The organism is Actinomadura madurae, assembly GCF_047130825.1.
In the GTDB taxonomy this organism is placed as follows: domain Bacteria; phylum Actinomycetota; class Actinomycetes; order Streptosporangiales; family Streptosporangiaceae; genus Spirillospora; species Spirillospora madurae.
On the sequence record NZ_CP083237.1, the window covers coordinates 9,058,638 to 9,076,188 of the forward strand.

Annotated in this window: 12 protein-coding genes and 2 pseudogenes; 12 read left to right on the forward strand and 2 right to left on the reverse strand. The window is 72.4% G+C overall.

The annotated features are described in order from the left end of the window. Positions 1-24: 24 nt before the first annotated feature. The 4 genes and pseudogenes from K8Z49_RS42355 to gatB form a co-directional block, all read left to right on the forward strand. A pseudogene (locus tag K8Z49_RS42355) lies at positions 25-96 on the forward strand (hypothetical protein); the annotation flags it as partial. Between the two features lie 363 nt (positions 97-459). Beyond that, a complete protein-coding gene (locus tag K8Z49_RS42360) occupies positions 460-1,191 on the forward strand; it encodes an AAA family ATPase (RefSeq protein ID WP_412521279.1) in 732 nt (243 codons plus the stop codon). Beyond that, positions 1,188-1,790, forward strand: a complete 603-nt coding sequence (locus K8Z49_RS42365) for a DUF4276 family protein (RefSeq protein WP_021595471.1) — start codon at positions 1,188-1,190, stop codon at positions 1,788-1,790. Before K8Z49_RS42360 ends, K8Z49_RS42365 begins: the two co-directional genes overlap by 4 nt. 14 nt (positions 1,791-1,804) lie before the next feature. After that, a complete protein-coding gene (gatB, locus tag K8Z49_RS42370; protein ID WP_021595472.1) occupies positions 1,805-3,289 on the forward strand; it encodes an Asp-tRNA(Asn)/Glu-tRNA(Gln) amidotransferase subunit GatB in 1,485 nt (494 codons plus the stop codon). A gap of 40 nt (positions 3,290-3,329) precedes the next feature. Here gatB and K8Z49_RS42375 read toward each other — a convergent pair whose 3' ends face one another. Continuing rightward, entirely contained in the window at positions 3,330-4,448 is a 1,119-nt protein-coding gene (locus tag K8Z49_RS42375) for a PQQ-dependent sugar dehydrogenase (protein WP_021595473.1), read from the reverse strand. A gap of 408 nt (positions 4,449-4,856) precedes the next feature. Here K8Z49_RS42375 and K8Z49_RS42380 point away from each other — a divergent pair, with 408 nt between their 5' ends. The 4 genes and pseudogenes from K8Z49_RS42380 to ilvC all read left to right on the forward strand — a co-directional run bounded on the left by K8Z49_RS42380 (position 4,857) and on the right by ilvC (position 11,257). Continuing rightward, the gene (locus K8Z49_RS42380; RefSeq protein ID WP_412516821.1) at positions 4,857-7,685 is read left to right on the forward strand and encodes a putative bifunctional diguanylate cyclase/phosphodiesterase; all 2,829 of its coding nucleotides are present in this window, start codon (positions 4,857-4,859) and stop codon (positions 7,683-7,685) included. Between the two features lie 218 nt (positions 7,686-7,903). Next, positions 7,904-9,670 (forward strand): annotated as a pseudogene (locus K8Z49_RS42385) (acetolactate synthase large subunit); the annotation flags it as partial. A gap of 5 nt (positions 9,671-9,675) precedes the next feature. Beyond that, complete coding sequence (gene ilvN, locus K8Z49_RS42390) at positions 9,676-10,200, forward strand: acetolactate synthase small subunit (protein ID WP_021595476.1); 525 nt, start codon at positions 9,676-9,678, stop codon at positions 10,198-10,200. 73 nt (positions 10,201-10,273) lie between these two features. Then, positions 10,274-11,257, forward strand: coding sequence for a ketol-acid reductoisomerase (gene ilvC, locus K8Z49_RS42395; protein WP_021595477.1), 984 nt, complete (start codon positions 10,274-10,276; stop codon positions 11,255-11,257). A gap of 115 nt (positions 11,258-11,372) precedes the next feature. On the opposite strand, the gene K8Z49_RS42400 is transcribed toward ilvC, so the two are convergent. Next, positions 11,373-12,161, reverse strand: coding sequence for a hypothetical protein (locus K8Z49_RS42400; protein WP_021595478.1), 789 nt, complete (start codon positions 12,159-12,161; stop codon positions 11,373-11,375). A 140-nt stretch (positions 12,162-12,301) separates the two neighbouring features. On the opposite strand from K8Z49_RS42400, the gene K8Z49_RS42405 reads away from it, so the two are divergent. The 4 genes from K8Z49_RS42405 to K8Z49_RS42420 all read left to right on the forward strand — a co-directional run bounded on the left by K8Z49_RS42405 (position 12,302) and on the right by K8Z49_RS42420 (position 17,196). Further along, positions 12,302-12,889 (forward strand): PadR family transcriptional regulator, encoded by a 588-nt coding sequence (locus K8Z49_RS42405; RefSeq protein ID WP_412516822.1) that lies wholly within the window; start codon positions 12,302-12,304, stop codon positions 12,887-12,889. Continuing rightward, positions 12,886-13,602: an ABC transporter ATP-binding protein gene (locus K8Z49_RS42410; RefSeq protein WP_412516823.1), complete on the forward strand. Its 717-nt coding sequence runs from the start codon at positions 12,886-12,888 to the stop codon at positions 13,600-13,602. Before K8Z49_RS42405 ends, K8Z49_RS42410 begins: the two co-directional genes overlap by 4 nt. Beyond that, entirely contained in the window at positions 13,599-15,575 is a 1,977-nt protein-coding gene (locus K8Z49_RS42415) for an ABC transporter permease (RefSeq protein WP_412516824.1), read from the forward strand. The genes K8Z49_RS42410 and K8Z49_RS42415 overlap by 4 nt, the downstream gene beginning before the upstream one ends. A 94-nt stretch (positions 15,576-15,669) precedes the next feature. Beyond that, positions 15,670-17,196, forward strand: coding sequence for a DUF2079 domain-containing protein (locus K8Z49_RS42420; RefSeq protein WP_146877478.1), 1,527 nt, complete (start codon positions 15,670-15,672; stop codon positions 17,194-17,196). The last annotated feature ends 355 nt before the right edge of the window (positions 17,197-17,551 follow it).

A 17,551-nucleotide genomic window follows, 5' to 3' on the forward strand; every position in this document is an offset into this window, starting at 1 on the left:
CGACCACGGAACGGCGGTGCGTCAGTGATCACCCGGATCGAGATCGACGGCTTCAAGTCCTTCCTGGACTTCGAGCTGGACGTTCCGCCGTTCCTCGCCCTCGTCGGCCCCAATGCCAGCGGCAAATCCAACCTTTTCGACGCGATCGAGTACCACCAGGACGCCTGGATCTCTCCATCTGAGGCTCTGCTGAATGCCCGCCGGGGACGTCCGCAGGAGAACCTTCACCGAGCCCGCGACGGCCATCCGGTGGCCGAGCTGAGGGTTGTTGCCCGGTTCCTTCTGCGACTGCCAGACGGCTTGGTCGCCGTCGAGTCAGCGGAGGGTGTCGGGCTGCGAGACGGGATCCCCGTGGCCAAGCTCTCCCACTTCGAGTTTCTTGACGTGAAGGAGGCAGGCCTGCCGGATGCCGTCCGAGATCACGAGTCTCGGACGGTTCGTGTGGCTCTCGGTAGTGACGTGGACCGCTTGCCCGCCGGGCTCATGGTCACCGTCGAAGAAGAGATGCAGCAGGTCCGCGAGTACGTGCCCGACCCCCGGGCGATGCGGACACTCGCGAACCTGGCGGACAGGCGGCCGCTGCGGACCGATGGCGGTAACCTCGCCGCCGTGCTCGGCCGGATGAGCTCGTCCGAGGCGCTGGACGATCTCATGGTCGATCTCGCGGCTCTGGTACCGGATGCGCGGGAGATCAGGACCGAACTGGACGAGAAGCGCCAGGAGTGGTCGTTCGATCTCGTCTTCGAGGGGCAGGGGAGCGTCCCCAGCACCCTGCTGTCGGACGGGACGCTGCGCGTCCTCGGCCTCCTCGCCGCGCTGCACGACCCGGATCACTCCGGGGTCCTGCTGGTGGAGGAGATCGAGAACGGGTTGCATCCGGGGCGGCTGGCCGAGTTGCTGCGGCGGATCCAGGAGCGGGTGACCGACCTCAACGACCTCGAGTCGCTGGAACGGCCGTTGCGGCAGGTCATCATCACCAGCCACTCGCCCGTGGTGGTTTCCGAGCTGTACCGGACGCGTCCCGAGTCGCTGGTGTTCCTGGACACGGCCGTCCGCGTCGACCCGGACAAGGAGCGGGTCTCCCGGGTCACCGTGGCCAAGCCCGTCCGGGACGAGGGCGAACCGGGAACATTCGTGTCGCCCAGGCAGGTTCGCAAGTACCTGGGCACTGTTCGGCAGGACGAGTTGTGAGCCGTCCGCTGGTCCCCGGGCTCGTGGCCGAGAACACCACCGACGAGCGGTTCCTCGGCGCCGTGGTGTTCAGGCAGCTGCGGGCGTTGACGGAAAAGGGAACCCGGCACGTCGTGGACGTCGGTAAGACCGAGATCGGCGAGTGCTGGACGATCAAGGACGCCGACCGGGTCTGCCGGGCAGTGGTGGAGTTGGCAAAGGACTGCCACCTGATCTGCGTCCACAACGACCACAACGAGCGCGGCAAGGCCGAGAAGGTCGTGGAGGTGCTGCGTGCACAGGGCCTGACGATCCCGGTGGTCCCGCTTGTGCCGGTGCGGGAGACCGAGGCCTGGCTGCTCGCCGACCGGAAGGTATGGGCGGGGCTTCGGGGAAGCGACATCTCCGGCCTGCCCGAGCGTCCGAGGGACGTGGAGAAGATCCTCGATCCGAAGCCCGTGCTGGACGCGGTGCGTCCCGGGAGCGGTCGCCGCTCGCGGGTCGACTACTTCGATTACATAGGACAGAACGTCGACCTCGACGTGCTCGCGCAGATACCGGCGTACGCCGCATGGGTGGCCGAGACGGATGAGGCGTTGAAGGGACTGGGATACCTGTGAGCGTGGAAACGCCGATGAAGTACGACGAGGCGCTGGCGCGATTCGAGCCGGTGCTGGGGATCGAGACGCACATCGAGCTCGGCACGGCGTCGAAGATGTTCTGCGGGTGCCGGACGGAGTTCGGGGCGGAGCCGAACACGCAGGTGTGCCCGGTGTGCCTGGGGCTGCCGGGGGCGCTGCCCGTCACCAACCGCGCCGCGATCGAGGGCATCATCAAGATCGGCCTCGCGCTGAACTGCGACATCGTGGACTGGTGCAGGTTCGCCCGGAAGAACTACTTCTATCCGGACATGCCGAAGAACTTCCAGATCTCGCAGTACGACGAGCCGCTGTGCGTGGACGGCCGCCTGGACGTCGAGGTCGACGGCGAGACGTACCGGATCGAGATCGAGCGCGTGCACATGGAGGAGGACACCGGCAAGTCGCTGCACGTCGGCGGCGCGACCGGGCGCATCCACGGCGCCGAGTACTCGCTGGTCGACTACAACCGGGCCGGCATTCCGCTGGTGGAGATCGTCACCAGGCCCATCGCGGCGACCGGTGACCGGGCGCCGCTGGTGGCGCGGGCGTACGCGACGGAGCTGCGCGAGCTGGTCCGCTCGCTCGGCGTGTCGGACGTCCGCATGGAGCAGGGCTCGATGCGCTGCGACGTGAACGTGTCGCTGATGCCGCGCGGTGCGGGGGAGTGGGGCACCCGGACGGAGACCAAGAACGTCAACTCGCTGCGGTCGATCGAGCGGGCCGTCCGGTCGGAGATCGAGCGGCAGGCGGGCGTGCTGGCCGCCGGTGAGCGCGTGGTCCAGGAGACCCGCCACTTCCACGAGGACACCGGCCGCACCACGAGCGGGCGCAGCAAGGAGGAGGCGCAGGACTACCGCTACTTCCCCGAGCCCGACCTGGTGCCGATGGCGCCGTCGCGGGAGTGGGTGGAGGAGCTGCGCGCGTCGCTGCCGGAGCTGCCGGCCGCGCGGCGCCGCCGCATCCAGGCGGAGTGGAACCTGTCCGACCTGGAACTGCGGGACGTCGTCAACGCCGGCGCCGTCGACCTCATCGAGGCGACGGTCGCGCAGGGCACCGACGCGGCGGCGGCCCGGAAGTGGTGGATGAACGAGCTGTCCCGCCGCGCCACCGAGCAGGGCGTGGAGCTGGCCGACCTGCCGATCACGCCGGAGCAGGTGGCCCGGGTGCAGGCGATGATCACCGCCGGGGAGCTGAACGACAAGCTGGCCCGCACGGTGTTCGAGGGCGTGCTCGCCGGGGAGGGCACCCCGGACGAGGTCGTCGCGAAGCGGGGCCTGAAGATCGTCAGCGACGAGGGCGAGCTGAACTCGATCATCGACGAGGTGATCGCCGGCAACGCGGACGTGGCCGACAAGGTCCGCGCCGGGAAGGTCGCCGCCGCCGGGGCGCTGGTCGGGGCCGTGATGAAGGCCACCCGCGGCCAGGCCGACGCCGGGCGGGCCCGCGAGCTCATCCTGGAGAAGCTCGGCGCGTCGTGACGCGTGCCGCCGTCCCGTGGCGCGGCCACGGGACGGCGGGTCAGCGGGGCTGGACGCTGAGGATGCGGTCGTCGTCCTCGGCGGGGTCGCCGCGGCCGTCCTCGTTGCTGGTGGTGAACCAGAGGGACTTGTCCGGCGCCTGGACGACGGCGCGCAGCCGCCCGTACTCGGACTCGAAGTGGGCGACGGGACGTCCCGCCTTGCCGCCGTCGAGGGGGACCTCCCAGAGCCGTTCGCCGCGCAGGCCGGCCGCCCACAGCGAGCCGCCCGCGTAGGCGAGGCCGGACGGGGACGCCTCGTCGGTCGTCCAGGTCAGGAGCGGGTCGGTGAAGCCCTCCTCGTCGCCGATGCCCTCGACCTCCGGCCAGCCGTAGTTCTCGCCCTTCTGGATCAGGTTGACCTCGTCGAACCGGTTCTGGCCGAACTCGGTGGCGTAGAGGCGGCCCTTGCCGTCCCAGGCGAGGCCCTGGACGTTGCGGTGCCCGTAGGTCCAGACGCGGGAGCCGAACGGGTTGCCGGGCGCGGGCTCGCCGCCGGGAGTGACGCGGAGGATCTTGCCGCCGAGGGAGCCCTTGTCCTGCGCCTGGCCGGGCTCTCCGGTCTCGCCGGTGGTGATGTACAGCATCTTGTCCGGGCCGAACGCGAGCCGCCCGCCGTTGTGGATGCCGCCCTTCGGGATGCCGGTGACGATCGGGTCCGGGGTGCCGAGACGGCCGTCATAGGTGGCGCGGACGACACGGTTGTCGGACGACGCCGTGAAGTACAGGTAGATGAGACGGTCGGTGGAGTACGACGGGGACACCGCCACGCCGAGCAGGCCGCCCTCACCCTGCGCTTCCACACCGGGCACCGTCCCGACGGCGGTCTTCCGCCCGGACGGAGATACGCGCACCAGCCGGGCGGTGTCGCGCTCGGTCACCAGGGCGTCGCCACCGGGCAGGAACGCCACCGCCCATGGCACCTTCAGATCGCCCGCGATGGTGCGGGGCTTCCCGGCCCCGCCGGTCCCCGTCGCCGGCGATGTGCTGGACGAGAGCGGCGGCGGGGTGCGGCCCCCCTCGCCGCCGTCGCCGCCGGACGTCGAGGACGAGCAGGCCGCGAGGAGCAGTGCGGCCGAGGCCAGGGCGGCCGGGACGAGGATGGTCGTGTGCTGTCGCATGAGCGCCTCCCGTAGGTAGTACGGATCCGGGAGGCTCCCCGTTCCCGGTCACCGAGCGTAACCCGGGGCGCGGCGCCGATTCCGTGACGATCCACTTTCGGACGTCCCAAAACGGATTCGCGACTAGGTCGTTCGTCGCCGGGAGGACGCTGAGCCTCAATCGCTCCGTGACCTACCGAACGTACAGTGAGCGACACGGTGATCCCGTTGTGCAGCAGTGTCGCTGATCTTCGGCAGGCGAGGCCCGCGCGCCCGCCGCCGGCCCGCGCCGATCCCGCGCGGGCACGGTCCGTGACCTTCCGGCCGTTACCCACACGGCGAGGGTCCTCGGCCCGACTCTTTCCCCCGGCGTGACGTGGCGTCCGCGGGGCCGATTCGCTCCACCGGGGCAGGAAGGGACACGGCGAGATGAGCGGCGACTACGCGAGGCGGATACCGCCGCGTGCGCTGCCGGTCGCCATGGCCGCGGTCGTCGGGGTGCTGTACGCCACCGGCTCGCTGCTCGGCTGGGGCGGCCGTGCCTTCATCGCCTGGGCCGAGGTGGGCGCCGCCGGCGCCGCCGCGGTCTCGCTGCTGCTGTCGTCGCGGATGCCCGACGGCGTCCCGGCGGACGGCGCCGGGAGCCGAAGCGGGATCTGGCGCGCCTCCTGGCGGTGGTTCGGGATCGCCGCCGCGTCCTGGTTCGTCGGCGCCCTCGGCAGCGCCCTGTCCGACGGGCACGTCCGCAGCGCCCTGTCGCTGTCGGTGCCCGACCTGTTCTACCTGTTCGCGCTGGTCGCGCTGGTCACCGGCCTGGTCGCCCCGATCAGGCTGCCCCGGGACGCGGGGACGTGGCTGCGCTACGCCGCCGACACCTATGTCTGCGCCTGCGCGCTGTTCGTGCTCGGCTGGGTCGCGCTGTTCGGAGGCCTCTACCACCGGTCGGGGGAGGCGCCCTCGGAGTTCCTGCTGGAACTGCTGTACCCGCTGATCGACATCGTGTTCGTCTGCGGCGCGCTGCCGTTCGTCCTCGGCGCCGCCCGCGGGCACCGCCGCCTCGCCTGGATGGGATACGGCGCGCTGACCGCCATCGCGGTCGCCGACCTCGTGACCACGTTCGTCCGGCTGGACGGCGGCGGCCCGTCCGACGACCCGTCCGACATCCTGCGCCTCGCCGGGCTGCTGCTCCTGCTGCTGGTGCCGTGGACGGGCCCGGCCGCCGAGCCGGACCTGCCCGTCGACGACATCCCGCCCGACGTCGAGGTCGACGGCGAGCAGTGCGGCCGGATGATCGGGCCCGGCATCGCGCCCGCCGCGGTGGCCGCCGCGGCGGCGCTGTTCATCGCGGGCCACTCGCTCACCGGCCACAACGGCCTGGAGCCCGGCATCTCGATCGCCGCGGGCTCGGCGGCGCTGGTGCTGATCGGGCGGCTCGCCGGGCTGCTGCGGGAGAACGACGCGCTGCGCCGGGCCGTCGGCACCGGCGAGGAGCACTTCCGCGCGCTGTCGGAGAGCATCAACGACGCGGTGCTGATCTGCGACCTGGACGCCACCGTGCGGTACGCGAGCGCGGGCGCCCTGCGGACCTACCACTACACGGCCGACGAGCTGCTCGGCCGCCCGCTGAACGAGATCATCCACCCGGAGGACCTGCCGCGCGTCCAGGACGTGTTCACCGAGTTCCTGGACGAGCAGGCCGACGACGTCGGCCCCCAGGACGTGCTGCGCGTGTCGTGCCGGCTGCGCGCGGCGGACGGGACGTGGGTGCCGACCGAGTCGACGATCTCCCGGTACAGCGGGTCGGACGGGGCGCCGTCCCGGCTGCTGGTGACGACCCGCGACCTGAGCGAGCAGGCGGCGCTGCAGCGGCAGGTCGCGCATCTGACGTTCCACGACGGGCTCACGGGCCTGCCGAACCGGTCCTACTTCGAGGAGCGCACCCGCGAGGTGCTGTCGCGGCAGCCGTCCGGCGGCCGGGCCGCGGTGGTGTTCGTCGACCTGGACGGGTTCACCGCGGTGAACGACTCCGACGGGCACGCGGCGGGCGACCAGGTGCTCGCGCAGGCGGCCCGGCGGCTGCGCGCGACCGTCCAGTCCGACGACACGGTGGCGCGGTGGGGCGGCGACGAGTTCGCCGTCCTCGTCCAGCTGCCGCCGGACGACGGTGAGACGCGCGCCACAGTCGAACTGGCCGGTCGGCTCCTGCGCGTGCTTTCGGTCGACCCTTACCAGGTCGGCAGCAAGCACATCGTGCTGACGGCGAGTGTCGGCATCGCCTTCGCCGGGGACGAGGAGCAGCCGGACGGCGCCGGGGCCGACGCGGGGCGCCGGGTCCGCCGCAGCGCCGCCGACCTGATGCGCAACGGCGACCTCGCCATGGCCCGCGCCAAGGAGCTCGGCGGCGGGCGGGTCGAGGTGTTCGCGCCGCACATGCACGCCGACGTCGTCCGGCGCCTGGAACTGGGCAGCGACCTGCAGGCCGCGCTCGCCGAGGAGCAGTTCTCCGTCGAGTTCCAGCCGGTGGTGGACCTGTCGACGTCCCGGGTCACCGGGGTGGAGGCGCTGCTGCGCTGGCGGCGGGAGAACGAGGCGGTGCCGCCGGAGGAGTTCATCGGCCCGGCGGAGGAGTCCGGCCTGATGATCCCGCTCGGCGACTGGGTGCTGCGGGAGGCGTGCCGGGAGGTCGCCCGGTGGCGCGGCGACGCGTGGGACGTCGGCCTGTCGGTCAACTTCACCGCCCGGCAGATCGCCGCGCCGCGGTTCGTGGAGTCGGTCGCGGCGGCGCTGGCCGAGACCGGGCTGCCGCCGCAGGCGCTCACGCTGGAGGTGCGCGAGGAGGTCCTGGTCGAGGACGCGGGCCAGAACGTGGCCCGGCTGTCGGAGCTGCGCGACCTCGGCGTCCGGCTCGCCATCGACGACTTCGGCACCGGGTACGCCTCGCTCGCCTACCTCGGGCAGCTGCCCGTCGACGTCATCAAGATCGACCCGTCGTTCGTGGCGGGGCTCGGCTCGGACGACACGCTGACGCTGCTCACCCGGACGATCGTGCGGCTCGGCAGCGACCTCGGGCTGACCGTGGTGGCGGAGGGCATCGAGCGGCCCGAGCAGCTGGAGCTGCTGCGCGAGATGGGCTGCCCGCGCGGCCAGGGGTTCCTCGTGGCGCGCCCGATGGAGGCGAGGCGGGTCGAGTCGCTGGTCCGGACGAACCTCGCCGAGCAGGACCGTCCGGGCGATGTCGCGCTGCCGCTGCCCGGCTGACCGCCCGGACACGGCGTCTCGACATCTGAGACAAAGCGTCCAAGGATTTGACCGGCGGGCGGACATCGGCGAAAGTAAGGCTCGTGCAGAGCACCTTCACCATCCTCGTAGTACTTGGTCGGCGCGCAGGCTGACCAAGCTTTCCGTCCTGCGCGCCTCCCCTCGACCGCCTCCCGGCGGCGGGGGTTTTTTGTTGCCCGGCGAGCCAGACTCACTCCCCAAGGAACCGCAGAATCATGACGACCGAACAGATGACGGGAGCCCAGGCGCTGGTCCGCGCCTTGGAGAACGTCGGCGTCGACACGGTGTTCGGCATCCCGGGTGGCGCGATCCTCCCGGCCTACGACCCGCTGTTCGACTCCGCGAAGCTGCGCCACATCCTCGTCCGGCACGAGCAGGGCGCCGGCCACGCCGCCCAGGGCTACGCGATGGTGACCGGCAAGGTGGGCGTGTGCATGGCCACCAGCGGGCCCGGCGCGACCAACCTCGTCACCGCGATCTCCGACGCCTACATGGACTCGGTGCCGATGGTCGCGATCACCGGGCAGGTCGCGTCCTCCCTCATCGGGACCGACGGCTTCCAGGAGGCCGACATCGCCGGCATCACGATGCCGATCACCAAGCACAACTTCCTGGTCACCAAGGCGGGGGACATCGCCCGCACGATCGCCGAGGCGTTCCACATCGCCGGCACCGGGCGGCCGGGCCCCGTGCTGGTCGACATCGCCAAGGACGCCCTGCAGGCCACGGTCGCGTTCGAGTGGCCCGTGCCGCTGCAGCTCCCCGGGTACCGTCCCGTCACCCGGCCGCACTCCAAGCAGGTCCGCGAGGCGGCACGGCTGATCGTCCAGGCGGAGCGCCCGGTGCTCTACGTCGGCGGCGGCGTGCTGAAGGCCGGCGCGTCCGCCGAGCTGAAGGTGCTGACCGAGCTGACCGGCGCGCCCGTCGTCACCACGCTGATGGCCAAGGGCGCGCTCCCCGACAGCCACCCGCAGCACATGGGCATGCCGGGCATGCACGGCGCGGTCGGCGCGGTCGGCGCCCTGCAGCGCGCCGACCTGCTGGTCGCGCTCGGCGCCCGGTTCGACGACCGCGTCACCGGCAAGCTGGACGGGTTCGCGCCGGGCGCCAAGGTCGTGCACGCCGACATCGACCCGGCGGAGATCTCCAAGAACCGGCACGCGGACGTCCCGATCGTCGGGGACGCGCGGGAGGTCATCGCCGACCTGATCGTCGCCGTCCAGAACGAGCACGAGGCGGGCCGCAGGGGCGACTACACCGACTGGTGGCGGCAGCTCGACGCGTGGCGCAAGACGTATCCGCTGGGCTACGACACGCCCGGCGACGGCTCGCTGTCCCCGGAGTACGTCATCGAGCGGATCGGGAAGATCGCCGGGCCGGACGCCTACTACGTCGCGGGCGTCGGCCAGCACCAGATGTGGGCCGCGCAGTTCATCAAGTACGAGCGGCCCGGCGCGTTCCTGAACTCCGGCGGCGCCGGCACGATGGGGTACGCCGTCCCGGCGGCGATGGGCGCCAAGGTCGGCGCGGCCGACACCACGGTCTGGGCGATCGACGGCGACGGCTGCTTCCAGATGACCAACCAGGAGCTCGCGACCTGCGCGATCGAGGGCATCCCGGTCAAGATCGCCGTGATCAACAACGGCAACCTCGGCATGGTCCGGCAGTGGCAGACGCTCTTCTACAACGAGCGCTACTCCAACACCGATCTGCACTCGGCCAAGCGGATCCCCGACTTCGTCAAGCTCGCCGAGGCGTACGGTTGTGTCGGGCTGCGCTGCGAGAAGGCCGAGGACGTCGACGAGGTCATCGCCAAGGCCATGGAGATCAACGACGCGCCCGTCGTGATCGACTTCGTCGTGCACCAGGACGCCATGGTCTGGCCGATGGTCGCGGCCGGCACCACCAACGACGACATCAAGATCGCCCGGGACATGGCGCCCGACTGGGAGAACGGAGACTGACCCCGATGAGCCTGCACACCCTCTCGGTGCTGGTGGAGAACAAGCCCGGCATCCTGGCTCGGGTCGCGGCGCTGTTCTCCCGGCGCGGTTTCAACATCGAGTCCCTCGCGGTCGGCACCACCGAGCATCCGGAGATCTCCCGGATGACGATCGTGGTGAACGTCGCCGACCTGCCCCTGGAGCAGGTCACCAAGCAGCTCAACAAGCTGATCAACGTGCTGAAGATCGTCGAGCTGGACCCGTCGGCGTCCGTCCAGCGCGAGCTGGTGCTGGTCAAGGTGCGCGCCGACGCGGAGACGCGGTCGCAGGTCCTGGAGACGGTGACGCTGTTCCGTGCCAAGGTGGTGGACGTCGCGCCGGACGCCGTCACCATCGAGGCGACCGGCAACCGCGACAAGCTGGACGCGTTCATCAGGGTCCTGGAGCCGTTCGGCATCAAGGAGCTGGTGCAGTCGGGCATGGTGGCCATCGGCCGCGGCGCCCGGTCCATCACCGACCGCTCGCTGCGGGCCATCGAGCGCAGCGCCTGACCCCGCGACGTACGGCCGCCCCGCGGGCGACACGAAACCCACATCAACGAAAGGCAACAGCACTGTGGCTGAGATGTTCTACGACGACGCCGCCGACCTGAGCGTCATCCAGGGCCGGCACGTGGCGGTCATCGGCTACGGCAGCCAGGGGCACGCGCACGCGCTCTCGCTGCGCGACTCCGGCGTCGACGTGCGGGTCGGGCTCCGCGAGGGGTCGGCCAGCCGGGAGAAGGCGGAGTCCGAGGGCCTGCGCGTGGTCACCCCGGCGGAGGCGGCCGAGGAGGCCGACCTCATCATGCTGCTGGCCCCCGACCACCACCACCGGGAGATCTTCGAGAAGGACATCAAGCCCGCGCTCGTCGAGGGCGACGCGCTGTTCTTCGGGCACGGGTTCAGCATCCGCTACGACCTCGTCCAGCCGCCGGAGGGCGTGGACGTGGCGATGGTCGCGCCGAAGGGCCCGGGGCACCTCGTCCGGCGCCAGTTCGTCGCCGGGCGCGGCGTGCCGGTGATCGTGGCCGTGGAGAAGGACCCGTCCGGCAGCGCCTGGCCACTGGCCCTGTCCTACGCCAAGGCCATCGGCGGCCTGCGCGCGGGCGGCATCAAGACCACCTTCACCGAGGAGACCGAGACCGACCTGTTCGGCGAGCAGTCGGTGCTGTGCGGCGGCGTCTCCGAGCTCATCAAGACCGGGTTCGAGGTGCTGACCGAGGCCGGCTACCAGCCGGAGGTGGCCTACTTCGAGGTCCTCCACGAGATGAAGCTGATCGTCGACCTGATGTACGAGGGCGGCGTCTCCAAGATGTACTGGTCGGTGTCCGACAACGCCGAGTACGGCGGCTACAGCCGCGGCCCGCGCGTGATCACGCCGGAGACCAAGGCCGCGATGAAGAAGATCCTCGGCGAGATCCAGTCCGGCCAGTACGCCAAGGAGCTGGTGGACGAGTTCGAGGGCGGCCAGAAGCAGTTCCAGCAGTACCGCGAGGAGCTGGCCGCGCACCCGATCGAGAAGACGGGCGCCGAGCTGCGCCCGATGATGAGCTGGCTCAACGACTGAGGCCCGTTCTTCCAGGCGGCGCGGGGCCCGAGGGCGGGTCCCGCGCCGTCGTGCTCTGTCGTGTCTGTTGTGCTGTGGCGTGTCTGTTGTGTTCTGGAGTGTCCGTCGTGCGCTGTCAGCGGCGGAGGGCGCGGCGGATCCGGGCGCCGAGTGAGGCGGGGGGCGGCGGCTCGGCGACGACGAGGGCCAGGTGCCCGCCCTTGGTGAAGTAGACGCCGACGTCCTTGGGCCCGGCCTTCCGCCGCTGCGGCGCCGTCCGCACCCCGGCGGCGCGCACGGAGCCGAAGCGGGCCTCGCGGGTCACGCCGAGGGCGGTCGCGGCCACGTGCACGTCCCAGCGTCCCGGCTCGATGGCGGCGGGGTCGGCGACGGCCTCGAACCGCCCGGCGCCGTCGTCGCGGGGGTCGGCGGGGAAGCCGTGCTCCTTCCCGGACGTCCGTTCCCGCAGGATGACGTCGACGGCCGTGCGGTTCGTCTCGACGCGCTGGAGCTTGGCGAAGCCGCGGATCCGCACCTTCCTGCCCTGCCAGGCGACCGACTCCAGCCGGTGCTCGACGCCGACCTCGGTGGTGATGTCGGCGTCCTGGCGCGGGACGCCGCGCAGGTAGGGGTACATCGCGTAGATCCGGCCGCCGACCACGACCGCGCCCGCCGGGCTGCCCTCGACCTCGTCGCGGATCAGCCGCTCCAGCTCCTCGCGCAGGCCGTGCTGGATGCAGAACGCCCGGAGCCGCGCGGACGCGGGCATGGCGGCGCGGGCGGCGTCGCTCAGGCCCTCCTCGCCGATGACGCGGCGGGTGCCCTCGACGAGCCGTTCCCGCTGGAGCCGGTCGAGGCTCAGGTAGCGGTGGTCGTACACGCGCAGGACGTCATGCAGGACGCTGATGGTGCTGTCCGAGGTCACGGGTCATCTCCTGATCGGCCGGGGACATCGGTCACGTTAAGGCTCCGGACGGTCGCGCACAGTGAAATCCCGGCGGTGTGTCCTCCTGGATGCATACTCGGTATTGCCCTACCCATACTCGGTATGCATACTTGGTAGGTATGTCAATACGTCACGGCCTGCTGGCACTGCTGTCCCAGGGGCCCCGCTACGGCTACCAGCTGCGCGCCGAGTTCGAGTCGTCCACCGGCGCCACCTGGCCGCTCAACATCGGGCAGGTCTACTCCACGCTCTCCCGGCTCGAACGCGACGACCTCGTCACCCGCGTCGGCGCCGACGACGAGGGCCGCTTCGTCTACCGGATCACCCCGGCGGGGGAGGCGGACGTCCGGCGGTGGTTCGCCACCCCGATCGCCCGGTCCGACCGCCCCCGCGACGAGCTGGCGATCAAGCTGGCGATGGCCGTCACCACCCCCGGCGTGGACGTCGCGCAGGTCGTGCAGACCCAGCGGACCGCCACGCTGCGCGCCCTCCAGGACCTCACCCGGCTCAAGGCCGACGGCCCCGCCGTCCCCGCCGACCAGGGCGACCGCGCCTGGCGGCTGGTCCTGGAATCGATGATCTTCCAGGCGGAGGCCGAGGTGCGCTGGCTGGACCACTGCGAGTCCTACGTCACCCGCGCCATGCCCGCCGCCCCCGCCGCGCCCGCGGAGGCACCGGCGCGGACCGACGAGGAGGCGCGCCGATGAACGCCCTGTCCATGCGGGACGTCTCCCGCGACCACGGCTCCGGCCCGTCCCTCGTCCACGCGCTCCGCGAGGTGAGCCTGGACGTCGCCGCGGGCGAGTTCGTCGCCGTGATGGGCCCGTCCGGCTCCGGCAAGTCGACCCTGCTGACGCTCGCCGGGGGCCTGGACACCCCCACCTCCGGCCAGATCGTCGTGGCCGGGACCGACCTCGGCCCGCTCGGACCCGCCGGCCGGTCGGCCCTGCGCCGCGGCCACGTCGGCTACGTCTTCCAGGACCTCAACCTCATCCCGAGCCTCACCGCGGCCGAGAACGTCATGCTGCCGCGCGAGCTGGACGGCGTCCGCGCGCGGCAGGCCCGCCAGGAGGCGCGGCGGGCGCTCTCCGAGGTCGGCGTCGAGGACCTGGCCGGGCGGTTCCCGGACGAGATGTCCGGCGGCCAGCAGCAGCGCGTCGCCATCGCCCGCGCGCTGGTCGGCGAACGCCGGCTCGTCCTCGCCGACGAGCCGACCGGGGCGCTCGACAGCCACACCGGCGAGGACGTCATGCGCGTCCTGCGCGGCCGCTGCGACGCGGGCGCGTCCTGCCTGATGGTCACGCACGAGTCCCGGCACGCCGCCTGGGCCGACCGGATCGTCTTCCTGCGCGACGGCCGGATCGTCGACGCCACGCCGGCCCCGTCCGGCCCCGAGACCCTTCTCCAGGAGACGACGTGAACCGCTACGCCTTCGCACTGCGCATGGCCCGGCAGGACGCGCTGCGCGCGAAGGGCCGCACCGCGCTGGTGCTGTGCATGATCGGGCTGCCGGTCTGCGTCGTGGTCGCCCTGGCCGTGATCAGGAAGACCGCGAGCGAGACCGGCGTCGAGGCGACGTCCGCCCCCGCCGAGTCGGCGATCCTGGCGATGATCGTCGCGATGGCCGTCCTCCAGGTCGTCCTGCTCGCCGGCCCCGCGCTCGTCGTCGACGTGCGGCGGCGGCGCCGCGAGCTCGCGCTCGTCGCGGCGTCGGGCGGCGCCGGCCGGCATCTGCGCGCCGTCGTCCTGGCGAGCGGCCTGCTGCTCGGCGGCATCGCCGCCGTCGCCGGGACCGCACTCGGGGTCGCCGCCGCGGCGGTCATCATACGGGTCGCCGAGGCGAACGGCGCCGAGCCGTTCGGCCCGTTCCGGGTGCCGTGGTCCGCGGTCGCCGTGACGGCGCTGCTCGGCCTGGTCACCGGGCTGCTCGCCGCCCTGATCCCCGCCCGGCAGGCCGCCCGGATGGACGTCGTCGCCGCCCTCGCCGGGCGCCGCGAGCCGCCCGGCCGCGCCCGCCGGGGCTGGCCCGTCGTCGGCGGCCTGCTCGTCGTCGCGGGCGTCGCGGGGTCGCTGGCGGGCGTCCGTGTGCTGCACGAGTTCGGCGCCGCGTTCGGCGCCGCCGCGATCATCATCGGGCTCGTCGTCGCCTGCCCGTGGCTCGTCGGGGCGACCGGGCGGCTCGCGCACCGGCTCCCGCTGCCGCTGCGTCTCGCGGTCCGGGACGGGGCCCGCAACCGGGCCCGCACCGCACCCGCCATCGCCGCGATCACCGCGGCCGTCGCCGGGATCACCGCGCTGGCCATCGGGGGCGCCAGCGACTTCCGGCAGGAGCAGTTGGACTACCGGGCGGAGCTGCCCATGGGAGCGACGATGATCAGGCCTCCGGTCGAGAAGGCGGACGCGGTCGCCCCGGCGCTCCGGGACGCCCTGCCCGGCGTGCCCCTCGTCACGCTGCGCGCGCTGCCCGGGGAGGGCTCCACCTGCATGGACCCCGACCCGTCGCGGTGCAAGAGCGTGGCCTTCACCCCCGACGAGGACGAGATGTCCGGCTTCAACATCGTGGACAACGTGGTCGGCGGTGCGCGGGAGGCCCGGATGCTGCTCGGCCGCGACGATCCCGCGGTGGCGGCGGCGCTGGCCGAGGGAAAGATCGTCCTGTTCGGGACGCGTCCGCCCGCCGGCGGGAAGGTCACCGCCACGATCAGCTACTGGGCCGACGACCAGGAGCACACGGCGGGAACGGTCAAGGACCTCCCGGCCGTCGCGGTCGAGGGCGACCCCCACGTGGCGGCGATCGTGCCGCCCGAGGTCGCGGAGCGGGTCGCCGAGCGGGCGGACACCACCGTCCGGACGGAGGCGTACGGCATCGACCGCGCCGACCACCGCGTCACCCCGGCCGAGCAGGCGAAGCTGGAGAAGACGCTGGCCGCCTCCACCCCTTACGACGACCTGGTCTACGTCGAGCGGGGCTTCACCGACTCCTACGACAAGCCCACCCTGCTGCTCGGCGCGGCCGCGGCCGTCCTCGCCCTCGGCGCCTCGCTGATCGCGACGAGCCTGGCGGCCGCGGACGCGCGTCCCGACGTCGCGACGCTCGCGGCGGTCGGCGCCCGGCCGCGCACCCGCCGGCTGCTGACGATGGGCCAGGCCGCGTTCATCACGGTGCTCGGCTGCTGGCTCGGCCTCGCGGGCGGGCTCGTGCCCGGCCTCGCGGTGACGCGGCCGCTCACCGAGAGCGCGGGGGACGTCGGCATCCCGGCCCACGGGGCGATCGTCGACGTCCCCTGGCTGCTCCTGCTGGCGATCGGCCTCGGGATCCCGCTCGTCGCGGCCTGCTTCGCGGGGGCCGTGACCCGCTCCCGGCTCCCCATGGGGCGCCGCGTCCTGTCCTGAGACCCGCCCCGCCCGACGAAACCCGCGGCGGATCTTGGTAAACGCGCGGCGGGCGGATCGGCCGCGCGCCGGCGCCGGTGGTAGCGTCCGGCGCGTGGCTGAGGCGGTTGCGGTGGAGGGGCCGGCGGGCGCGGCCCCCGCGGACCACGAGGGTCCGGACCGGCGCGGCGCCGCGCTCGCGGCGCTGGTCGCGGCGAGCGCGCTGCTGTACGCGGCGTACTCGCTGATGCGGCTGCACGCCTTCCGGAGCGGCAGCTACGACCTGGTGATCTTCGACCAGGCGATCCGCTCCTACAGCCGGTTCGACCTGCCGGTCGCCATGGTCAAGGGCGTCCACAACGACTTCGGCCCGGACTTCTCCATCCTCGGCGACCACTTCTCCCCGATCCTGGCGCTCCTCGCGCCCCTCTACTGGATCCACGACGGCCCGGAGACCCTGCTCGTCGCGCAGGCCGTCCTGCTGGCGCTCGCCGTCCCGCCGATCTGGCGCTACACCGAGCGGAGGCTCGGCGCCGGCGCCGCGTACTGCGCCGCCGGCGCCTACGCGCTGTCGTGGCCGATCGCGGAGGCGCTCGCGTTCGACTTCCACGAGGTCGCCTTCGTGCCGCTGCTGTCTGCGCTGATGGTCGAGCGGCACGACGCGGGACGGCGGGGGCAGGCCGCGCTGGCCGCGTGCCTCCTGCTGCTGGTCAAGGAGGACATGGGGCTGCTGCTCGCCGGCTTCGGCCTCTACCTGCTGGCCCGTCCCGACCTGCGGGAGCGCCGGACCCTGCGCGACCTGCTGGCTCCCGCCGACCGCCGGGAGGGCCTCGCCTACCTCGCGGTCGGCCTGGCCGCCACCTGGGTCTGCTCCCGCCTGCTCATCGCCGCGCTAGGCGGGGACAACGACTACTACTGGGCGTACGGCTCCCTCGGCCCCGACCTGCCGCACGCCGCCGCGCACGCGCTCACCCACCCGTGGGACGTCGTGACCGTCCTCGGCACCCCGCCGCGGAAGCTCCTCACGATGGCCCTGGTCGTCCTGCCGCTGCTCCTGCTGCCGCTGGCCTCCCCGCTGACCCTGACCGCCGTCCCGCTCCTCGCCGAGCGGATGCTCGCCAGCGGCTTCAGCAACTGGTGGGAGCCGCACTACCACTACAACGCGTTCATCATCGGGGTGCTCGTCCTGGCGGCGGCCGACGGCGCGGCCCGGCTGCGCGGCAGGGTCCCGGCCGCGGGGCGGCTCCCGTCCGTGCTGCCGATGGCCGGGGTGCTCGCCGCGGTGCTCGCCTGCGTGCCGTTCTTCGCCTACCGGCACCTGGCCGACCCGGCGCTGTGGCGGCAGAACGAGCGGGCGCGGGCGGCCTCGGCGGCGGCCTCGAAGATCCCGGACGGCGCGCTCGTCGAGGCGGCCAACGGCGTCGGCCCGGCGCTGACGTCCCGCGCCCGCGTGCTGCTCTGGGACGACCGGTCGCACGGCGCGCCCTGGGTGATCGCCTACATCGGACGGCTGGAGTTCCCCTTCGGCTCGCCCGCCGAGCAGCGCCTGCGGGTGGCGGAGCTGAAGGCGGAGGGCTACGCGGAGGTCTTCCGGCAGGACGGGTACATCGTGCTCTACCGGGACGTCCCCGACCCCTGGTGAGACTTATCGCGATCGTTTGGACAATGTCCAGTGACCGATCATCGGCGCACAGGTCAGAATGCCGGTGAAGATGCCCCGGGGATAAATATCCCTGTCGTTTTCGGGTACTTTAGCGGATACTTGAAGAAAGCCGTGACGGCCGCGGCAGGTGCGGGAGAACCTGCGCGAACACTCACGTTGCCGCCGCCGGAGCGGGCCTTGGGGCGAGCGCATGGACGGTGTGAGGCCGATCGACGACAACGGAAGGTCACCGGCCGGAGACGGGCGGGAATTCATTGCCGGGGCGGCAATGCGGCGGGCAGGTAATTCCCGGGTCCGGGCGGCGGGCCGGGGAACGAATTGCGAGGAGCCGTGA

Coding starts and splice junctions, on each gene's coding strand:
- ilvC (WP_021595477.1), top strand. CDS start 10,274: ATGTTCTACGACGACGCCGCCGACCTGAGCGTCATCCAGGGCCGGCAC.
- K8Z49_RS42405 (WP_412516822.1), top strand. CDS start 12,302: ATGTCAATACGTCACGGCCTGCTGGCACTGCTGTCCCAGGGGCCCCGC.
- ilvN (WP_021595476.1), top strand. CDS start 9,676: ATGAGCCTGCACACCCTCTCGGTGCTGGTGGAGAACAAGCCCGGCATC.
- K8Z49_RS42410 (WP_412516823.1), top strand. CDS start 12,886: ATGAACGCCCTGTCCATGCGGGACGTCTCCCGCGACCACGGCTCCGGC.
- K8Z49_RS42380 (WP_412516821.1), top strand. CDS start 4,857: ATGAGCGGCGACTACGCGAGGCGGATACCGCCGCGTGCGCTGCCGGTC.
- K8Z49_RS42375 (WP_021595473.1), bottom strand. CDS start 4,448: ATGCGACAGCACACGACCATCCTCGTCCCGGCCGCCCTGGCCTCGGCC.
- gatB (WP_021595472.1), top strand. CDS start 1,805: ATGAAGTACGACGAGGCGCTGGCGCGATTCGAGCCGGTGCTGGGGATC.